Raw genomic sequence first — 19202 nt, forward strand, 5'->3', positions numbered from 1 at the left:
GCTTAGAATTCATGAGTTGCTGGTGTTCTTGAAACCAATGGAGATCACCTGTGGGAGGGGGCTTGCTCCCGATAGCGGTGGTTCAGCTGATGGATCAAGTGACTGATGCACCGCCATCGGGAGCAAGCCCCCTCCCACATTTGGATCGCATTTCAGTCATCTGCCTGTTTGGCTGCCGGCAAGGTAAAACCTGACACCGACCTGCGCAACTGACTGGCCATCTTCGCCAGGTTACCAATACTTTCGGCGGTCGCCGTGGAACCGGACGACGTCTGCGTGGTGATCTGCTGGATCACATTCATGGTCAGGGAAATCTGCCCCGCCGACGAGGTCTGCTGCTGCGCCGCGTTCGAGATGCTCTGGATCAGCGCCGCCAGGGTTTTCGAGACGCCTTCGATCTCTTCCAGCGCCACCCCGGCGTCCTGGGCCAGGCGCGCGCCGCGCACCACTTCGGTGGTGGTCTGTTCCATGGAAATCACGGCTTCGTTGGTGTCGGCCTGGATCGCCCGCACCAGGGTTTCGATCTGCCGGGTGGCGGCCGATGAGCGCTCGGCCAGCCGTTGCACTTCATCGGCCACCACCGCAAAACCACGCCCGGCGTCCCCGGCCATGCTCGCCTGGATCGCAGCGTTCAGGGCGAGAATGTTGGTCTGGTCGGCGATGTCGTCGATCAGGCTGACGATGTCGCCGATCTCCTGGGACGATTCCCCCAGGCGCTTGATGCGCTTGGCGGTGTCCTGGATCTGTTCGCGGATGTTGTCCATGCCGTGGATGGTGTTGTGCACCACCTCGTTGCCCTTATTGGCGATCTCTACCGAACGCTCCGCCACCGCTGAGGACTCGGCGGCGTTGGCCGACACCTGGTCGATGGACTGGGCCATCTGGTTGATCGCGGTGGAGGCTTCGGCGATCTGCTGGGCCTGATGCTCCGAGGCCTGGGCCAGGTGCATGGCGGTGGCCTGGGTCTCCTGTACCGCGCCGGCGACTTGCCCGGCGGTGAGGTTGATGGTCGCCACCAGGTCGCGCAGCTGATCCACCGAATAGTTGATCGAATCGGCAATGGTGCCGGTGAAGTCTTCGGTGACCGAGGCCGTGACGGTCAGGTCGCCGTCAGCCAGGTCTTCGATTTCGTCCAGCAGACGCATGATCGCGTTCTGATTGCGCTCGTTTTTCTCGGCGGTTTCATGCAGTTGGCGGTTGGTCTCGCGCACCATCACCAGGCCGATCAGGATGATCGACGCCAGCGCCAGCAGCCCCAGCCCATAGCCACCCAGGGTATCCAGGCTGCGCCCGCCGGCCAGGTTCTCAAAACCGGTGGCCAGGTGCGAGGCCTCATCGAGCAGGGTTTGCGACAGGTTGAAAATATTGCCCGCCGAAGCGCGTACCTGAAACAGCTGCGGCGAGGTTTCGAGAATTTCATCGACGGAGCCCGAGACGAATTCGAACAGTTCGGCAATTTCCCCCAACCGGGCGCGGGCATCAGGGTCTTCGACCTGGGTGATGCGCAGGCCGGGGTTGCCGTTGAGCATGCCATTGAGCACCACGCCAAAACGGTTGGCGTCGCGACCGAAGGCATCGGCGGCCTGCACCGCGGTTTCGTCGCCGGCGAGCACGGTGTTGACCGCGCCCAGGATGCGCTCCGCCAGCAATGACTGGCGCTGAGCCAATGCCACCTGGCTCGCAGGGGCGCCGCGCTGGAGCAATATGTCGACGACTTTTTCCGACTCTATCTGCAACTGCGGCACGGTCTCGGCGAGGGTGGCGGCCACCTGGTGCAATGACAGCACGGTCTGTTCGCTGGCGAGAATGGCGTCGGTGTTTTTCAGCAGGGCTTCCCAGTCGGTCTGCACCGCACGCATTTCAGCGCGCACCGCGCTGGGTGCGGCCGGCAGGCCGGTCTGCGGGTCGCCTTTTTTCAGGTAGCCCCAGCGCTGGGCAAAGTCGTTGCGCGCCTCGCCCAGCAGTTTGAACGCGGCCGCCTTGCCGGCGGCGGCTTCGGTGGCGTTCTTGGCGATGCGCTGGGACAGCACCCGCAGTTCGCCCGCGTGGCCGATGTACTGTTTGTCGTAGGTGGACTGGGTGTTGAGGTACGCGAAGTTGGCGAACAACAGCATGATGAACACGATCAGGGCGATAAACAGCACGATGATCTGCGAACGGCTGCGCGAGGCGGCCTGGGGTTTGGGCGGGATGACGGTGCTCATGCGGCAACATCCATGAAACCTGGAGCCTGGGCCAGGGCGAAGGGGCTGAAGACCTGCCACTGCGGGTCGCCATCGAATTGGCCCTGGATAAACGGCGCGCCAGCGGCGGTACTCGCCTGCCAGGCGTCCAGTGCGAAATGCTGCATGCCCACCACCTCGTCCACCAGCAACCCGACAAACAGATCGTTGAATTCCACCACCAGCACCCGCCGTTGCTTGCGCGCCTTGGACAGTGCCTGGCCGAGGAACCCGCCCAGGTCCATCACCGGCAGCAAGCGCCCGCGCAGGTTGGCCACGCCCTTGACCCAGGGCTTGACGCCAGGCATCAGGGTACAGCGCGGCTCATGCAACACCTCGGCGACTTCGCCCATGGGCGCCACAAACCATTGCTGCCCCAGGCGAAAGCCAATCCCGCTCCAGCGTTGCAGGCGGGTTTCCTGGGACGGCAGGTCGGCGGCCAGCAGGCGGCAGCGGCGGTCGATGTCCAGCAGCAGCTCAAAGGCGGTTTGCGACTCGGTCATGATGGCGTGCCGTCAGCCGGCCAGCACCTTGTTCAGCGTGGCGATCAGGGTTTCTTCATCGACCGGCTTGGTCAGGTAGTCCTTTGCGCCCTGGCGAGTGCCCCACACCTTGTCGGTTTCCTGGTCTTTAGTGGTGATGATGATCACCGGGATGTGCTCGGTTTCTTTGTCTTTGGTCAGTTGGCGCGTGGCCTGGAACCCATTGAGGCCCGGCATCACGATGTCCATCAATACCGCGTCAGGTTTTTCCTGGCGGGCAAGCGCCACACCATCGCCGCCATTGGCGGCCTTGAGAACCTCGTGACCATGCTTTTCCAGCATGCCGGTCAGTTTGTACATTTCGGTCGGCGAATCGTCGACGATCAGAACACGTGCCATGGTTTTCCCCACTACATTGGTCGCGCCGGCCCCTTTGAGGCGGCGTCAGTGTGCTTGTTCTACTGCGGCGAAGGCAGGCACATAGGCCTTGATCGCACCCAGCAGTTCTTCCTTGCTGAAAGGCTTGGTCAAAAACTGATCGACACCCACGATACGCCCCTTGGCCTTGTCGAACAGGCCGTCCTTGGAGGACAGCATGATCACCGGGATCGACTTGAACGCCGGGTTGTTCTTCACCAGCGCGCAGGTCTGGTAGCCATCCAGGCGCGGCATCATGATGTCGACAAAGATAATGTGCGGGTGATGGTCCACGATTCGGGCCAGGGCATCGAAACCGTCGATGGCCGTGATGACCTCGCACCCCATGTTCTTCAACAGCGTCTCGGCGGTGCGGCGGATCGTTTTCGAATCGTCGATCACCATCACTCTCAAGGCGTTGGAATGCTGTTCCATAGTTGCTCTACCATCGCCACAGCGAATCGGTTTTCGGTGTGTACTGCCTGATCTCTCACAGAATGAGCGCCACAAGCCTTGGAATTCAAGGGCTGCTGCGCCGTGGCAGTCTTTTTAGCACAGTCTCCGGGCGCAATCTATCGAGGCGCCCGCCTGGTGGTTTTTCCTTGACCCACAACAGCCGCAGCGCCACTCTGACGCCACTTTTATGCGCCCTAATTTGCTAGAGGAAATCCCCCATGAGCGTTCGCGTCGGCATTGTCATGGACCCTATCGCCAGCATTTCCTATAAAAAGGACAGCTCGCTGGCCATGCTCCTGGCCGCCCAGGCCCGCGGCTGGAGCCTGTTCTATATGGAACAGCGCGACCTTTACCAGGGCGACGGCGAGGCCCGTGCGCGGATGCGCCCGTTGCAGGTATTCGCCAACCCCGAGAAGTGGTTCGAACTGCAGGATGAAGTCGACAGCCCCCTGAGCGACCTGGACGTGATCCTGATGCGCAAGGACCCGCCGTTCGACATGGAATTCGTTTATTCCACCTACCTGCTGGAGCAGGCCGAACGTGCCGGCGTGTTGATCGTCAACAAGCCGCAAAGCCTGCGCGACTGCAATGAAAAACTGTTCGCCACGCTGTTTCCGCAGTGCACGCCGCCTACCGTGGTCAGCCGCCGCGCCGACGTGCTGCGTGAATTTGCCGCCAAGCACGGTGATGTGATCCTCAAGCCGCTGGACGGCATGGGCGGCACATCGATCTTCCGTCACCGCGCGGGCGACCCGAACCTCTCGGTGATCCTGGAAACCCTGACGGCGCTGGGCACCCAGCAGATCATGGGCCAGGCCTACCTGCCAGCGATCAAGGACGGCGACAAACGCATCCTGATGATCGACGGCGAGCCGGTGGATTATTGCCTGGCGCGTATCCCTGCGGCCGGCGAGACCCGTGGCAACCTGGCGGCCGGTGGCCGAGGTGAAGCGCGGCCGCTGTCGGACAAGGATCGCTGGATCGCCGCTCAAGTTGGCCCGACCCTTCGCGAAAAAGGTCTGCTGTTCGTAGGACTTGACGTAATTGGCGAAAACCTCACCGAGATCAACGTCACCAGCCCGACCTGTATTCGCGAGATTGATAACGCATTTGGCACGAACATCGGCGAAATGCTGATGGCGGCCATTGAGCGCAAGCTACAAGCCAAGTGACATAGAACAGCCGGACATAAACCAACATTGCGTTATCATGCGCCACCTGTGAAACGCGCGATGTTGGTTTTCTTGTCATGACGCTCCCGTCCGAACTGCCCCCCGAACTCTCCCACAGCGGCGTGCGCCCGGCTGATCGGCTCGGATTTACCCTGTTCCTGGCAGCGCTGATCCACCTCGCACTGATCCTCGGCCTGGGCTTCACCATGGTCGAGCCCAAGCAGATCACCAAAACCCTGGAAATCACGCTGGCCACCTTCAAGAGCGATAAAAAGCCCGAGAAGGCCGATTTTCTCGCCCAGGAGAACCAGCAAGGCAGCGGCACGCTCGACAAGAAAGCCGTGCCCAAGACCACCGAAGTGGCGCCGTTCCAGGACAACAAGGTCAACAAAGTTACCCCACCGCCGGCTCCCAGGCCTGAAGTCAAACAGGCCACGCCCAAGGCTGCCGTGACCACAGTCGCGCCCAAACCGCAAAAAGCCCCGACCCAGCGCGAAAAGACCAAGACCGAGCCCAAACCCGAGCCCGTCAAGCCTGCGCCAACGTTCGACAGCTCGACGCTGTCCGACGAGATTTCCAGCCTGGAAGCCGAACTGGCCCACGAACAGCAGCTGTACGCCAAGCGCCCGCGCATCTACCGCCTGAACGCCGCCTCGACCATGCGCGACAAAGGCGCCTGGTATAAGGACGAATGGCGCAAGAAAGTCGAGCGCATCGGCAACCTCAACTATCCGGAGGAGGCGCGCCGCCAGCAGATCTACGGCAATTTGCGCTTGCTGGTGTCGATCAACCGCGATGGTTCGCTGTATGAAGTGCAGGTACTGGAGTCGTCCGGCCAGCCCTTGCTGGACCAGGCCGCCCAGCGCATCGTGCGCCTGGCCGCGCCCTTCGCGCCTTTTACGGGCGACTTGAACGATGTGGACCGCCTGGAAATCATCCGCACCTGGAAATTCGCCAAGGGTGACCGCCTTTCCAGCAACTGACCCTCGCCACCAGCAAACTCCCAGCTTGTCAGTTCGCCCCTCCAACGCCACACTAGTGGACATGAAAAATGTCAGCCCGACCTACCTCAAGCACCACTTTCTGATCGCCATGCCCCATATGGCCGACCCGAACTTTGCGCAGACCTTGACCTACATCGTCGAGCACACGGCCAATGGTGCCATGGGGTTGGTGGTGAACCGCCCGCAGGAGCTTAACCTGGCCGATATCCTCGAGCAGTTGCGGCCGGAAATCGATCCGCCAGCCAGCTGCCAGGACGTGCCGATCTACATCGGCGGGCCGGTGCAGACCGATCGCGGCTTCGTGTTGCACCCCAGCGGGCCGACGTTCCAGGCCACGGTAGACCTTGAGGGCGTCTCGCTGTCCACGTCCCAGGATGTGTTGTTCGCGATTGCCGACGGCGTCGGCCCCGAGCAAAGTGTGATCACCCTGGGATACGCCGGCTGGGAAGCCGGGCAATTGGAGGCCGAACTGGCCAGCAATGCCTGGCTGACTTGCCCGTTCGACGCCGACATCCTCTTCAACACCGCCAGCGAACTGCGCCTGGAAGCCGCCGCCGCCAAGCTGCGGGTCAACCTCAGCCTGTTGACCAGCCAGGCGGGGCACGCCTGATGGCTTTGCGTCTGATCCTGGGGTTCGACTACGGCACCAAACAGATCGGCGTAGCGGTGGGCCAGGTGATTACCGGCCAGGCCCGCGAGCTGTGCACATTGAAGGCCCAGAACGGCGTGCCGGACTGGAACCAGGTTGAAGCGCTGATCAAGGAATGGAAGCCCGATGCCGTCGTGGTCGGCCTGCCCCTGAACATGGACGGCACGCCCAGCGAGATGTGCCTGCGCGCCGAAAAGTTCGCGCGTCGCCTCAATGGCCGCTACAACCTGCCCTTCTATACCCACGACGAGCGCCTGACCACCTTTGAAGCCAAGGGCGAGCGCCGTGACCGTGGCGGGCAGAAGGGCAGTTACCGCGACAACCCCGTGGACGCTATCGCCGCCGCCCTGCTGCTGCAGGGCTGGCTGGATGAAAACACCGCTTTATTTGAATCCTGACTGACGCGGCTTGCTGCTTTGCCGCTTTTGTAGGAGCGAGGGGGACGCCTAGTCCTTGCTCGCGAAGAACTCACAGGCACCGCGTACATCCAGGCTTCACGCGTTATCGTTGACGTTTCTCGCGAGCAAGCTCGCTCCTACACACTTAATGAGGAGCCACCATGAGCCTGCCCAATCCCGCCGAACTGATCAGCCAGATGGCGATACGCCTCAAGGCGCACCTTGAGCACCGCGCCATCAGCGAACCGCGCTTTATCGGCATCCGCACCGGCGGTGTGTGGGTGGCCCAGGCATTGCTGGAAGAGTTGGGCAGCGATTCGCCCCTGGGCACCCTGGATGTGTCCTTCTACCGTGACGATTTCAGCCAGAACGGCCTGCATCCGCAAGTGCGCCCCTCGCAGCTGCCGTTCGAGATCGAAGGCCAGCACCTGGTGCTGATCGACGACGTATTGATGAGTGGCCGTACCATACGCGCGGCCATGAATGAGCTGTTCGACTACGGCCGCCCGGCCAGTATCACCCTGGTGTGCCTGCTGGACCTGGAGGCTGGGGAATTGCCGATCAGCCCGGATGTGGTGGGTGCGACGCTGTCTTTGCAAGCCCACCAGCGGGTAAAATTGTCCGGTCCAACGCCGCTCGAACTCGAACTGCAAGACCTTGCCCTTTAACCCGCCTTGTAAAAGAGTCCCCGCGATGACGCCTCTAGATGCCAAGCGCCCGCTGCAGCTCAATGCTCAGGGCCAGTTGCAACATTTCTTGTCCCTCGATGGTTTGCCCCGCGAACTGCTCACCGAAATCCTCGACACCGCTGACTCGTTCCTCGAAGTCGGTGGCCGGGCGGTGAAGAAAGTCCCGCTGCTGCGCGGCAAGACCATCTGCAACGTGTTCTTCGAGAACTCCACGCGCACCCGCACCACCTTTGAACTGGCCGCCCAACGGCTATCGGCCGACGTGATCACGCTGAACGTGTCCACCTCGTCGGCCAGCAAAGGCGAAACCCTGCTCGACACCTTGCGCAACCTGGAAGCCATGGCCGCCGACATGTTCGTGGTACGCCACGGCGACTCCGGCGCGGCGCATTTCATCGCTGAACATGTCTGCCCGAATGTGGCGATCATCAATGGCGGCGATGGCCGCCACGCCCACCCGACCCAGGGCATGCTCGACATGCTCACCATCCGTCGGCACAAAGGCAGCTTTGAAAACCTCTCGGTGGCCATCGTCGGCGACATCCTGCACTCGCGGGTCGCGCGCTCGAACATGCTGGCCCTGAAGACCCTGGGCTGCCCGGACATTCGCGTGATCGCCCCGAAAACCTTGCTGCCCGTTGGGGTCGAACAGTACGGCGTGAAGGTCTACACCGACATGGCCGAAGGGCTCAAGGATGTCGACGTGGTGATCATGTTGCGCCTGCAACGCGAACGCATGGCCGGTGGCCTGCTGCCGAGCGAGGGCGAGTTCTACCGCTTGTTCGGCCTGACCACCGCACGCCTGGCCGGTGCCAAGCCGGATGCCATCGTGATGCACCCCGGCCCGATCAACCGAGGGGTGGAAATCGAGTCGGCGGTGGCGGACGGCCCGCAGTCGGTGATTCTCAACCAGGTGACCTACGGCATCGCCATCCGCATGGCCGTGCTGTCCATGGCCATGAGCGGGCAAACCGCGCAACGTCAATTCGAGCAGGAGAACGCCCAGTGAAGCTCAGCATCCTCGGCGCCCGCGTCATCGATCCGGCCAGTGGCCTGGATCGCGTTACCGACCTTCATCTGGACGCCGGCAAGATCGTCGCCATTGGCGCAGCGCCGGCAGGCTTTCTTGCCGTCGAGAGCATCGACGCCAAAGGCTTGGTGGCCGCGCCAGGGCTGGTGGACCTTAACGTCGCCCTGCGCGAGCCGGGCTACAGCCGCAAAGGCAACATCACCAGCGAAACCCGCGCGGCCGCCGCCGGTGGCGTGACCAGCCTGTGCTGTCCGCCGAACACCAAGCCGATCCTGGACACCTCGGCGGTCACCGAGTTGATCCTCGACCGTGCTCGTGAAGCGGGTAATTGCAAAGTGTTCCCTGTCGGCGCCTTGAGCAAAGGCCTGGAAGGCGAACAACTGGCTGAGCTGATCGCCTTGCGCGACGCCGGTTGCGTGGCGTTCAGCAACGGCCTGGAAAGCTTTCGCAGCAGCCGTACCTTGTGCCGTGCCCTGGAATACGCGGCCACCTTCGACCTGACGGTGATCTTTCATTCCCAGGACCGCGACCTGGCCGAAGGCGGCCTGGCCCATGAAGGCGCGGTGGCCAGCTTCCTCGGCTTGCCGGGCATCCCGGAAACCGCAGAAACCGTGGCCCTGGCCCGTGATTTGTTGCTGGTGGAACAAAGCGGCGTACGCGCGCACTTCAGCCAACTGACCAGCGCCCGCGGCGTCGCCCTGATCGCCCAGGCCCAGGCGCGCGGCTTGCCGGTGACGGCAGACGTGGCGCTGTATCAGCTGATCCTGACCGACGAAGCGCTGATCGACTTCTCCAGCCTCTACCACGTACAGCCGCCGCTGCGCACCCTGGCCGATCGTGAAGGTTTGCGCGCGGCGGTGAAGTCGGGTGTGGTCTCGGCGATTTCCAGCCACCACCAGCCCCACGAGCGCGATGCCAAGCTGGCGCCGTTTGGCGCCACCGAGCCGGGTATCAGCAGCGTCGAGCTGTTGCTGCCGCTGGCGATGACCTTGGTGGAGGATGGCTTGCTGGACCTGCCTACGCTGCTGGCACGGCTGAGCACCGGCCCGGCCCAGGCCTTGCGCTTGCCGGCGGGCCAGCTGGCGGTGGGGTCGGCGGCGGACCTGGTGCTGTTTGACCCGGCCAGCTCCACGGTTGCCGGGGAGCACTGGCTGTCCAAGGGGGAAAATTGCCCGTTCATTGGTCACAGCCTGCCGGCAACGGTGCGGTACACATTGATGGATGGGCGGATCAGCTACCAGGCCTGAAGCGGGCACGGTAAAAAATGTGGGAGGGGGCTTGCTCCCGATCGCGGTGGATCAGCTACAGATAAGCTGACTGATCCACCGCTATCGGGAGCAAGCCCCCTCCCACATTGGTTCTCTATTAGGCTTAAGCAATCAGCGCCCGTTGTTGCGCTCGGCATTGCGGATCGAAATCTGGCTGTTCAACGTCCAGAAGTCATACAGCACCCCCACCAGGAACAAACCACCGGTCAGCAGGTAGATCAGGCCGGTGATCCATTTGCCCTGGTACATCCGGTGCACACCGAACACGCCCAGGAACGCCAACAGAATCCAGGCCACGTTGTACTCGATGGGCCCGGCGGTAAAACGCAGGTCGGCTTCACGGTCCATCGCCGGGATCAGGAACAGGTCGATCAGCCAGCCGATGCCCAGCAGGCCGAAGGTGAAAAACCAGATCGTGCCGGTGACCGGCTTGCCGTAATAGAAGCGATGCGCTCCGGTAAAACCGAAAATCCATAGCAGGTAACCGATCACCTTGCTGTGGGTGTCTTGCTGCGAAGTAACCTGTTGATAGGTGTTCATGAACTACCTCTTTTCACTCAATAGATAAATTTGTTCATTTTTTTTGTGACTTTTTTACGAGCGCCCGACGTACGGCAAATGGTATCTTCCTGCCCTCAAAGCCTTATACCGCCTGACTTGTGTCGGACAATTGCGACGAATCGTCGCGTTTTTGCTGAATTTGACCCCAAGGTCCAGTCGACAAACGGCCTGAGAACGACACCAAAACCTGTTATAAAGTTGCGCGCAAACCCATAAGAGCCACGCCTAATGCGACCATTTTTCAAGACATGGCTAACCATTTGCCTATTAATGCCACTGGCCGCCCACGCCACCAATCGTGAGCAACGTCTTCCAAACGTTAACGGTTTTACCCCTAAAGTTCATAGCACGCCCAGCACCGCCAAATCGGTAAAGCCGACTGTCAGCCGCCCGACTCAACTGAGCAAGGCCCACGGTAAAACGCTTTCCACCCAGCTGGCCGTGAATACCAAGCAAAGCAGCGATGTTCTCAGCCGTGCCGTCAACGTGCTCGGTACTCCTTATCGTTGGGGCGGCAGCAGCCCAAGTAAAGGGTTCGACTGCAGCGGCCTGGTGAAATATGCGTTCAACGATGTCAAAGCCGTGGATTTGCCGCGTACATCCAACGCCATGGCCGCCGGCCACGGGTTGAAAGTCGATCGCAAAGACCTGAAGCCGGGCGACTTGCTGTTCTTCAAGCTCAAGAGCCGCCAGGTTAACCACGTTGCTATCTATCTGGGCAACGACCGCTTCATCCACGCGCCGCGTCGTGGCAAGTCGGTGAGCATCGACACGCTGAAAAAGCCGTTCTGGGACAAGAACTATGTGATCGCCAAGCGGGTGCTGCCCAAAGAGCAGAACAGCAACCTGCGGATCGTGCAGCGCTGATTCCAGACTGAAATGCAGTTAAACAATGTGGGAGGGGGCTTGCCCCGATGGCTGAGTGTCAGTCGCCAGATTCATTGGCTGATCCACCGCTATCGGGGGCAAGCCCCCTCCCACATTTGTTCTATGCTGTTCTCCCGATCTAGATGTCTGCTGGCACCCTCGCCTTTTCCCGGGCATCCTCCCGACCGATTACGCCCTCCCCGACCAACGCCTTCAAACTCATATCCAGCGTCTTCATCCCCAACGCCCCACCGGTCTGAATCGCCGAGACCATCTGCGCCACCTTGTCTTCGCGGATCAGATTACGAATGGCCGGCGTGCCCAGCATGATCTCGTGAGCCGCTACCCGTCCGCCGCCGACCTTCTTCACCAGCACCTGGGACACCACCGCCTGCAGCGACTCCGACAGCATCGAGCGGACCATGGCCTTTTCCACGGCAGGGAACACGTCCACCAGCCGGTCTACCGTCTTTGCCGCCGAGGTGGTGTGCAAGGTGCCAAATACCAGATGGCCGGTCTCAGCGGCCGTCAGCGCCAGGCGGATGGTTTCCAGGTCACGTAGCTCGCCCACCAGGATCACATCCGGGTCTTCGCGTAGCGCCGAGCGCAGGGCCACCGAAAAGCTGTGGGTATCGCGATGCACCTGGCGTTGGTTGATCAACGCCATTTTCGGCCTGTGGATAAATTCAATGGGGTCTTCCAGCGTGAGGATGTGCTGGCGCCGATGCCGATTCAGGTAATCGATCATCGCCGCCAACGTGGTGGACTTGCCCGACCCGGTGGGCCCGGTCACCAGCACCAGGCCACGGGGTAACAGCGCGATACGCTGGAACACTTCGCCCAAGCCAAGGCTTTCCAGGCTCTGGATGTCGGTGGGGATCGTGCGAAACACTGCGCCAACGCCACGCGCCTGCTGGAACACATTCGCGCGAAAGCGCGCCACGCCGGGCAGCTCGAACGCAAAATCCGTTTCAAGAGATGTTTCGAAATCCTTTTGTTGGTATTGGTTGAGCAAAGGGCTCAGTAAATCCGCCACTTGCGTGCCGGCCAGTATCGGGCTGTCCAGCGGCCAGACCTCGCCATCGATGCGCAGCATTGGCGCCAGGCCAGCCGACAGATGCAGGTCGGAGGCGCCCCGGCGCACGCTGGCCGTCAGTAATTCAGTGATATCCATAGGGCTTTCCATTTCCAGTAGAATGCCGCGGACTCCATATCCACGGGCGCAACTTGAATGTCGACGATAGCAGACAACATCGGCCTGGTTAGCCAGCGCATCCGCGCCGCCGCCGACGCCGTGCAGCGTGACGCAAGCAGCATCCACCTGCTGGCCGTGAGCAAGACCAAACCGGCGCAAGCCGTGCGCGAAGCCTTTGCCGCCGGAATGCATGACTTTGGTGAAAACTATCTGCAGGAAGCCCTGGGCAAACAGGCCGAATTAACCGACTTGCCCTTGAGTTGGCACTTCATCGGCCCCATTCAATCGAACAAGACTCGCGCGATCGCCGAGAACTTCGCTTGGGTGCATTCCGTGGACCGCCTGAAAATCGCACAACGTCTGTCCGAACAACGCCCTGCCGACCTGCCGGCGCTGAATATCTGCATCCAGGTCAACGTCAGTGGCGAAGCCAGCAAGTCCGGCTGTACGCCCGCCGACCTGCCGGCCTTGGCCAACGCCATCAGCGCCCTGCCGCGCCTGAAGCTGCGGGGCCTGATGGCGATCCCCGAGCCGACTGACGATCGCGCGGCGCAGGATGCGGCGTTCGCCACGGTGCGCGAGCTGCAAGCCAGCCTGAACCTGCCACTCGACACACTTTCCATGGGCATGAGCCACGACCTCGAGTCGGCCATCGCTCAAGGCGCCACCTGGGTGCGGATCGGTACCGCGCTGTTTGGCGCCCGCGACTACGGCCAGCCGTGAAATGGCTGACGTTCATCTAGCTAAGGACCTGTCATGAAAGACATGCGTATTGCCTTTATCGGCGCCGGTAACATGGCAGCCAGCCTGATCGGCGGCCTGCGGGCCAAGGGTCTGGACGCTGCGCAGATTCGCGCCAGCGATCCCGGCGCCGAAACCCGCGCCCGCGTCAGCGCCGAACACGGCATTGAAACCTTTGCCGACAACGCCGAGGCCATTCAGGGCGTCGACGTCATTGTGCTGGCGGTCAAGCCCCAGGCCATGAAGGCCGTGTGCGAAAGCCTGCGCCCGAGCCTGCAGGCGCATCAGCTGGTGGTGTCCATCGCTGCCGGCATCACCTGCGCCAGCATGAACACCTGGCTCGGTGCCCAACCGATCGTACGTTGCATGCCGAATACGCCGTCCTTGTTGCGCCAGGGCGTGAGCGGTTTGTACGCCACTGCCGACGTCAGCGCCGCACAGCGTGACCAGGCCGAGCAACTGTTATCCGCCGTGGGCATCGCCCTGTGGCTGGAGCAGGAGCAGCAACTGGACGCGGTCACCGCCGTTTCCGGCAGCGGCCCGGCGTACTTCTTCCTGTTGATCGAAGCCATGACCGCCGCCGGCGTGAAACTGGGCCTGCCTGCCGACGTTGCCGAGCAACTGGCCGAGCAAACCGCCCTGGGCGCCGCGAAGATGGCGGTGACCAGCGATGTGGATGCGGCCGAGCTGCGCCGTCGCGTCACGTCCCCGGGCGGCACCACCCATGCCGCCATCGAATCATTCCAGGCCGGCGGCTTTGAAGCCCTGGTGGAAAAAGCACTGGGTGCTGCGGCACACCGTTCCGCCGAAATGGCTGAGCAACTGGGCAAATAGTCGTCACTTACCAAGGTAAACAAACATGCTCGGAATCAATGACGCTGCCATCTTCATCATCCAGACCCTGGGCAGCCTGTACCTGCTGATCGTGCTGATGCGCTTTATCCTGCAACTGGTGCGGGCGAACTTCTACAACCCGTTGTGCCAATTCGTGGTCAAGGCCACCCAGCCGCTGCTCAAGCCGCTGCGCCGGGTGATCCCGAGCCTGTTCGGGCTGGACATGTCGTCGCTGGTACTGGCACTGCTGCTGCAGATCCTGCTGTTCGTGGTGATCCTGATGCTCAATGGCTACCAGGCCTTCACCGTGCTGCTGTTGCCATGGGCGCTGATCGGTATTTTCTCGCTGTTTTTGAAGATCATCTTCTGGTCGATGATCATCAGCGTGATCCTCTCGTGGGTTGCCCCCGGCAGCCGCAGCCCCGGCGCCGAGCTGGTCTACCAGATCACCGAACCGGTGCTGGCGCCGTTCCGTCGCCTGATCCCCAACTTGGGCGGCCTGGATATTTCGCCGATCTTCGCGTTTATCGCGATCCAGCTGATTCAAAGCTGGGTGATTCCACGCCTGGCGTTCTATGCGTTCATGCCTAAAGAACTATTCGGCCTGATCTGACAATACGCTGGAAAGTGTGGGAGGGGGCTTGCTCCCTCCCACATTTTGTATCTGTGTACCGGCGCAGGCCTTTGCTTGCCGCTGGGTCCAGTGGTCTTTAGACTTACGCCTCATTTAAACGAGAGCAGGGTCGATGCCAACTGCCTTCCCCCCCGATTCCGTTGGACTGGTCGTGCCCCAAGTGGCGCACTTCAGCGAACCGCTGGCCCTGGCCTGCGGTCGTTCGCTGCCCGCCTACGACTTGATCTACGAAACCTACGGCCAACTCAACGCCACGGCGAGCAACGCCGTGCTGATCTGCCACGCCTTGTCCGGCCACCATCATGCTGCGGGCTTCCACAGCGTCGACGAGCGCAAGCCCGGCTGGTGGGACAGCTGCATCGGCCCCGGCAAGCCCATCGACACCAACAAGTTCTTCGTGGTCAGCCTGAACAACCTCGGCGGCTGCAACGGTTCCACCGGCCCCAGCAGCCTCAACCCGGAGACCGGCAAGCCCTTCGGCGCCGACTTCCCGGTACTCACCGTGGAAGACTGGGTGCACAGCCAGGCGCGCCTCGCCGACCGGCTGGGCATCAGCCAATGGGCGGCTGTGATCGGTGGCAGCCTGGGCGGCATGCAAGCCCTGCAATGGACCATCACCTACCCGGATCGCGTGCGCCACTGCCTCGCGATCGCCTCGGCGCCCAAGTTGTCGGCGCAGAACATTGCCTTCAACGAAGTGGCGCGCCAGGCCATCCTCACCGACCCGGAGTTCCACGGTGGTTCGTTCCAGGAAGCGGGGGTGATCCCCAAGCGTGGCCTGATGCTGGCGCGGATGGTCGGGCACATCACCTACCTGTCCGATGATTCCATGGGCGAGAAATTCGGCCGTGGCCTCAAAAGCGAGAAGCTCAACTACGACTTCCACAGCGTCGAGTTCCAGGTGGAAAGCTACCTGCGTTATCAGGGTGAGGAGTTCTCCGGGCGTTTCGACGCCAACACCTACCTGCTGATGACCAAGGCCCTGGACTACTTCGACCCGGCCGCGAACTTCAATGACGACCTGGCGAAGACCTTCGAGCAGGCCACGGCCAAGTTCTGCGTGATGTCGTTCACCACTGACTGGCGCTTCTCGCCGGCGCGCTCCCGCGAGCTGGTGGACGCCCTGATGGCTGCACGCAAAGACGTCTGCTACCTGGAGATCGATGCACCGCAAGGCCACGACGCCTTCCTGATTCCGATTCCCCGTTATCTGCAGGCGTTCAGTAACTACATGAACCGAATAGCGCTTATATGAATTGCTTACGCTTTGGGAAAACGCCATGAGAGCCGACCTGGAAATCATCCAAGACTGGATCCCCGCCGGCAGCCGCGTGCTCGACCTGGGCTGCGGTGATGGCGAGCTGCTGAGCTGGCTGCGCGACAACAAGCAAGTCACCGGCTACGGCCTGGAAAACGACCCGGACAACATCGCCCAGTGCGTGGCCAAGGGCATCAACGTGATCGAGCAGGACCTGGACAAGGGCCTGGGCAACTTTGCCAGCGACAGCTTCGACATCGTGGTGATGACCCAGGCCCTGCAAGCCGTGCACTACCCGGACCGTATCCTCGACGAAATGCTGCGCGTCGGCCGCCAGTGCATCATCACCTTCCCCAACTTCGGGCACTGGCGCTGCCGCTGGTACCTGGCCACCAAGGGCCGCATGCCGGTGTCGGACTTCCTGCCGTACACCTGGTACAACACGCCGAACATCCACTTCTGCACCTTCGAAGACTTCGAAGCCCTGTGTGGCGAGCGTGAGGCCAAGGTGATCAACCGCCTTGCCGTCGATCAACAACATCGCCACGGCTGGGCGAGTAAGCTATGGCCCAACCTGTTGGGCGAAATCGGTATCTACCGGGTCAGCAGCCCTGGCCTGACCGACCACAAGATTGCCGTCTAATCATTATCAAGAGGGACGCTCATGAGTCGTTTGGCTGTTTTTCTCCTGACCGCCTGCCTGGGCGCCAGCGCCATGGCTGCGGACGCTATCGACGCTAACCGCAAGAAAGACTTCGGCGATATCACCGTTCATTACAACACCTTCACTTCAAGCTTTCTGTCGCCGGAGACCGCCCAGAAGGTCGGCGTGGTGCGCAGCAAGGACAAGGGCTTGATCAATGTGACCGTGATCAAGGGCGTAACCCCCGTCGCGGCCCAAGTGACCGGCACCATCAAGGATTTGGGCGGCAAGAGCGAAATCCTGACGTTCAAGCAGATCGAAGAGAAAGGCGGTGTCAGCTACCTTGCGCCCTACTCCGTGACCCAGCGGGAATACAAGACGTTTACCATCAATGTTGAAACCGGCGGCAAAGCCCATGGTTTCCAATTCAACCAAGAACTGTTTCCGGCCGACTGATGAACCTCACTCAACTCGTACTCGCCAGCCATAACGCCGGCAAACTCAAAGAATTGCAGGCCATGCTCGGTGACGCGGTGAAGCTGCGCTCGATCGGTGAGTTCAGCCAAGTCGAGCCGGAAGAAACCGGGCTGTCATTTGTCGAGAACGCCATCCTCAAGGCGCGCAATGCCGCGCGCATCTCGGGCCTGCCGGCCTTGGCGGACGATTCGGGCCTGGCGGTGGACTACCTCGGTGGCGCACCGGGCATCTATTCGGCGCGTTATGCCGATGGCAAGGGCGATGCGGCCAACAACGCCAAGCTGCTGGAGGCGCTCAAGGATGTGCCGGACGCGATGCGCGGTGCGCAGTTCGTCTGCGTGCTGGCCTTGGTGCGCCACGCCGACGACCCCTTGCCGATCCTCTGCGAAGGCTTGTGGCACGGGCGCATCCTGCATGCAGCCAGCGGTGAGCATGGCTTTGGCTACGATCCGCTGTTCTGGGTGCCGGAGCGCAATGTCTCCAGCGCCGAACTGAGCCCGGCCGACAAGAACCAGATCAGCCACCGCGCCCGCGCAATGGATTTGCTGCGCCAACGCCTGAGCCTGAAATGACCCACCACACCCAGGCGCTGCCACTGATCCACGGCGGCGCGCAAACACCCCGGTCGGCGTTGCCAGTGCTGCCGCCCCTGGCGCTGTACATCCATATCCCGTGGTGCGTGCGCAAGTGCCCCTATTGCGACTTCAACTCCCATACCGCGAGCACCGTGCTGCCGGAAGAAGCGTATGTGGACGCCTTGCTGGCGGATCTGGACCAGGACCTGCACGCCGTTCATGGCCGCAAACTGAGCTCGATCTTCTTTGGCGGCGGCACCCCGAGCCTGTTCAGCGCTGCCGCGTTGGGGCGGCTGCTCGAAGGGGTGCAAGCGCGCATCGCGTTTGCCGACGACATCGAAATCACCCTGGAAGCCAATCCCGGCACCTTCGAACAAGAGAAGTTCGTGGCGTACCGCAAGCTGGGGATCAATCGCCTGTCCATCGGCATCCAGAGCTTCCAGCAGGCCAAGCTCGAAGCCCTGGGCCGCATCCACAACGGCGATGAAGCCGTTCGCGCTGCGGGTATGGCGCGCCAGGCCGGGTTCGATAACTTCAACCTGGACCTGATGCACGGTTTGCCCGATCAGTCCCTGGACGACGCCCTGGCCGATCTGCGCCAAGCCATCGCATTGAAGCCGACGCACTTGTCCTGGTACCAGTTGACCCTGGAACCCAACACGGTGTTCTGGAACCAGCCCCCCGCGCTGCCGGAAGACGACACCCTGTGGGACATCCAGGAAGCCGGCCAAGCGCTGCTCGCCGAGCACGGTTACACACAATATGAAGTCTCGGCCTATGCCCAACCCGGTCGACCGGCGCGGCATAACCTCAATTACTGGAGCTTTGGCGACTTCATCGGTATCGGCGCGGGCGCCCACGGCAAACTCAGCCATCCGGATGGGCGCATCGTGCGCACCTGGAAAACCCGCGCACCGAAGGACTACCTCAACCCGGCCAAAAGCTTCCAGGCGGGGGCCAAAGAACTGACCAATGAAGAGCTGCCGTTCGAGTTCCTGATGAACGCCCTGCGCCTCACCGAAGGCGTAGACGCCAGGCTTTACACCGAGCGCACCGGCCTTGACCTGGCGAGCCTCGCCGAAGGCCGCCGCGAGGCAGAACAAAGTGGCTTAATGCAGGTCGAACCGTCACGCCTGGCGGCGACCGACCGCGGGCAACTCTTTCTCAATGACCTGTTGCAGACGTTTTTGAGCTGATCGCTCTTAAGGAAATCGAATGGATTTGGTACTGGACCTGCTCGCCACCGTATCCCGCTGGAGCCGTAGCAACCTGTCGGAAATCTCCCTGGCGCTGGTCGGCTGTTTACTGGTGCTGTTCGGCGCAGACATCAAGGGCTGGGTCGAAGCCCGCCTGGGCAGCATCGCCGGCGCGTTGCGCGTCCCCTTGATGGCGTTGGTGTGCATGATCGGCAGCGGCGCGGCGCTGATCTACGCCACGCCGTGGATCGTGCGCGGGCTGAGCCAGTTCAATAACTACAGCCTCGCGCCGGTGCTGGTGGTGGTGCTGGTGTTGATTGGCGTCGTCGCCGACCGCCGCTGACCGCAAACCCAACACAGATCCAAATGTGGGAGGGGGCTTGCCCCCGATGGCAGGGGGTCAGACAACACATGTTTGGCTGACCCACCGCTAT

Annotated in this window: 23 protein-coding genes; 17 read left to right on the forward strand and 6 right to left on the reverse strand. The window is 61.9% G+C overall.

What is annotated here, in order from left to right; translation table 11 throughout:
* Nucleotides 1-152 precede the first annotated feature (152 nt).
* Genes C4J93_RS25185 through pilG form a run of 4 tightly spaced genes read right to left on the reverse strand, consistent with a single transcriptional unit; the run spans nt 153 to nt 3556 of the window.
* A complete protein-coding gene (locus tag C4J93_RS25185) occupies nt 153-2204 on the reverse strand; it encodes a methyl-accepting chemotaxis protein (RefSeq protein ID WP_124372160.1) in 2052 nt (683 codons plus the stop codon).
* Nucleotides 2201-2725 carry a chemotaxis protein CheW gene (locus tag C4J93_RS25190; RefSeq protein WP_124364795.1) on the reverse strand — a complete coding sequence of 175 codons (525 nt, stop codon included), beginning with the start codon at nt 2723-2725 and terminating at the stop codon, nt 2201-2203. Before C4J93_RS25190 ends, C4J93_RS25185 begins: the two co-directional genes overlap by 4 nt.
* A gap of 12 nt (nt 2726-2737) precedes the next feature.
* Nucleotides 2738-3103 (reverse strand): twitching motility response regulator PilH, encoded by a 366-nt coding sequence (pilH, locus tag C4J93_RS25195; RefSeq protein ID WP_034116227.1) that lies wholly within the window; start codon nt 3101-3103, stop codon nt 2738-2740.
* A 45-nt stretch (nt 3104-3148) separates the two neighbouring features.
* Nucleotides 3149-3556, reverse strand: coding sequence for a twitching motility response regulator PilG (gene pilG, locus C4J93_RS25200; RefSeq protein ID WP_124364796.1), 408 nt, complete (start codon nt 3554-3556; stop codon nt 3149-3151).
* Nucleotides 3557-3795: 239 nt separating this feature from the next.
* Between pilG and gshB the strand changes: the two genes are divergently transcribed.
* From gshB to C4J93_RS25235, 7 genes are all read left to right on the forward strand, one after another.
* Entirely contained in the window at nt 3796-4749 is a 954-nt protein-coding gene (gene gshB, locus C4J93_RS25205) for a glutathione synthase (RefSeq protein ID WP_124368684.1), read from the forward strand.
* A gap of 77 nt (nt 4750-4826) precedes the next feature.
* On the forward strand, nt 4827-5732 hold the full coding sequence (locus C4J93_RS25210) for an energy transducer TonB (RefSeq protein ID WP_124368685.1): 906 nt from the start codon (nt 4827-4829) through the stop codon (nt 5730-5732).
* A gap of 61 nt (nt 5733-5793) precedes the next feature.
* Nucleotides 5794-6363, forward strand: a complete 570-nt coding sequence (locus C4J93_RS25215) for a YqgE/AlgH family protein (protein ID WP_124430703.1) — start codon at nt 5794-5796, stop codon at nt 6361-6363.
* A complete protein-coding gene (gene ruvX / locus C4J93_RS25220) occupies nt 6363-6800 on the forward strand; it encodes a Holliday junction resolvase RuvX (protein ID WP_003213744.1) in 438 nt (145 codons plus the stop codon). Before C4J93_RS25215 ends, ruvX begins: the two co-directional genes overlap by 1 nt.
* Nucleotides 6801-6961: 161 nt before the next feature.
* Nucleotides 6962-7468, forward strand: a complete 507-nt coding sequence (pyrR, locus tag C4J93_RS25225) for a bifunctional pyr operon transcriptional regulator/uracil phosphoribosyltransferase PyrR (RefSeq protein ID WP_124405545.1) — start codon at nt 6962-6964, stop codon at nt 7466-7468.
* Between the two features lie 25 nt (nt 7469-7493).
* Nucleotides 7494-8498: an aspartate carbamoyltransferase catalytic subunit gene (locus tag C4J93_RS25230; protein ID WP_124364800.1), complete on the forward strand. Its 1005-nt coding sequence runs from the start codon at nt 7494-7496 to the stop codon at nt 8496-8498.
* On the forward strand, nt 8495-9766 hold the full coding sequence (locus C4J93_RS25235; RefSeq protein WP_124430704.1) for a dihydroorotase: 1272 nt from the start codon (nt 8495-8497) through the stop codon (nt 9764-9766). Before C4J93_RS25230 ends, C4J93_RS25235 begins: the two co-directional genes overlap by 4 nt.
* 132 nt (nt 9767-9898) lie before the next feature.
* Here the strand turns inward: C4J93_RS25235 and C4J93_RS25240 are convergent, their stop codons facing one another.
* On the reverse strand, nt 9899-10327 hold the full coding sequence (locus C4J93_RS25240; RefSeq protein ID WP_124368690.1) for an NINE protein: 429 nt from the start codon (nt 10325-10327) through the stop codon (nt 9899-9901).
* Between the two features lie 249 nt (nt 10328-10576).
* Here C4J93_RS25240 and C4J93_RS25245 point away from each other — a divergent pair, with 249 nt between their 5' ends.
* On the forward strand, nt 10577-11215 hold the full coding sequence (locus tag C4J93_RS25245; RefSeq protein ID WP_124368691.1) for a C40 family peptidase: 639 nt from the start codon (nt 10577-10579) through the stop codon (nt 11213-11215).
* Between the two features lie 139 nt (nt 11216-11354).
* On the opposite strand, the gene C4J93_RS25250 is transcribed toward C4J93_RS25245, so the two are convergent.
* Nucleotides 11355-12389 (reverse strand): type IV pilus twitching motility protein PilT, encoded by a 1035-nt coding sequence (locus tag C4J93_RS25250; protein WP_124430705.1) that lies wholly within the window; start codon nt 12387-12389, stop codon nt 11355-11357.
* A 57-nt stretch (nt 12390-12446) separates the two neighbouring features.
* Here C4J93_RS25250 and C4J93_RS25255 point away from each other — a divergent pair, with 57 nt between their 5' ends.
* The 9 genes from C4J93_RS25255 (at nt 12447) to C4J93_RS25295 (ending at nt 19111) form a co-directional block, all read left to right on the forward strand.
* Complete coding sequence (locus C4J93_RS25255) at nt 12447-13133, forward strand: YggS family pyridoxal phosphate-dependent enzyme (protein ID WP_124410994.1); 687 nt, start codon at nt 12447-12449, stop codon at nt 13131-13133.
* 33 nt (nt 13134-13166) lie between these two features.
* Nucleotides 13167-13985, forward strand: coding sequence for a pyrroline-5-carboxylate reductase (gene proC / locus C4J93_RS25260; RefSeq protein WP_124372168.1), 819 nt, complete (start codon nt 13167-13169; stop codon nt 13983-13985).
* A gap of 25 nt (nt 13986-14010) precedes the next feature.
* Complete coding sequence (locus tag C4J93_RS25265) at nt 14011-14598, forward strand: YggT family protein (RefSeq protein ID WP_124364807.1); 588 nt, start codon at nt 14011-14013, stop codon at nt 14596-14598.
* Nucleotides 14599-14731: 133 nt separating this feature from the next.
* On the forward strand, nt 14732-15874 hold the full coding sequence (locus tag C4J93_RS25270) for a homoserine O-acetyltransferase (RefSeq protein ID WP_124430706.1): 1143 nt from the start codon (nt 14732-14734) through the stop codon (nt 15872-15874).
* A gap of 25 nt (nt 15875-15899) precedes the next feature.
* Entirely contained in the window at nt 15900-16520 is a 621-nt protein-coding gene (gene metW / locus C4J93_RS25275) for a methionine biosynthesis protein MetW (protein ID WP_124364809.1), read from the forward strand.
* 21 nt (nt 16521-16541) lie between these two features.
* Nucleotides 16542-16976 carry a DUF4426 domain-containing protein gene (locus tag C4J93_RS25280; RefSeq protein WP_124372171.1) on the forward strand — a complete coding sequence of 145 codons (435 nt, stop codon included), beginning with the start codon at nt 16542-16544 and terminating at the stop codon, nt 16974-16976.
* Nucleotides 16973-17569: an RdgB/HAM1 family non-canonical purine NTP pyrophosphatase gene (gene rdgB, locus C4J93_RS25285; RefSeq protein WP_164485304.1), complete on the forward strand. Its 597-nt coding sequence runs from the start codon at nt 16973-16975 to the stop codon at nt 17567-17569. Before C4J93_RS25280 ends, rdgB begins: the two co-directional genes overlap by 4 nt.
* Complete coding sequence (hemW, locus tag C4J93_RS25290; protein ID WP_124430708.1) at nt 17566-18768, forward strand: radical SAM family heme chaperone HemW; 1203 nt, start codon at nt 17566-17568, stop codon at nt 18766-18768. The genes rdgB and hemW overlap by 4 nt, the downstream gene beginning before the upstream one ends.
* Nucleotides 18769-18787: 19 nt before the next feature.
* The gene (locus C4J93_RS25295; RefSeq protein WP_016972961.1) at nt 18788-19111 is read left to right on the forward strand and encodes a DUF3392 domain-containing protein; all 324 of its coding nucleotides are present in this window, start codon (nt 18788-18790) and stop codon (nt 19109-19111) included.
* The last annotated feature ends 91 nt before the right edge of the window (nt 19112-19202 follow it).

The sequence above is a fragment of the Pseudomonas sp. R2-37-08W genome (assembly GCF_003851705.1).
Classification (GTDB): domain Bacteria; phylum Pseudomonadota; class Gammaproteobacteria; order Pseudomonadales; family Pseudomonadaceae; genus Aquipseudomonas.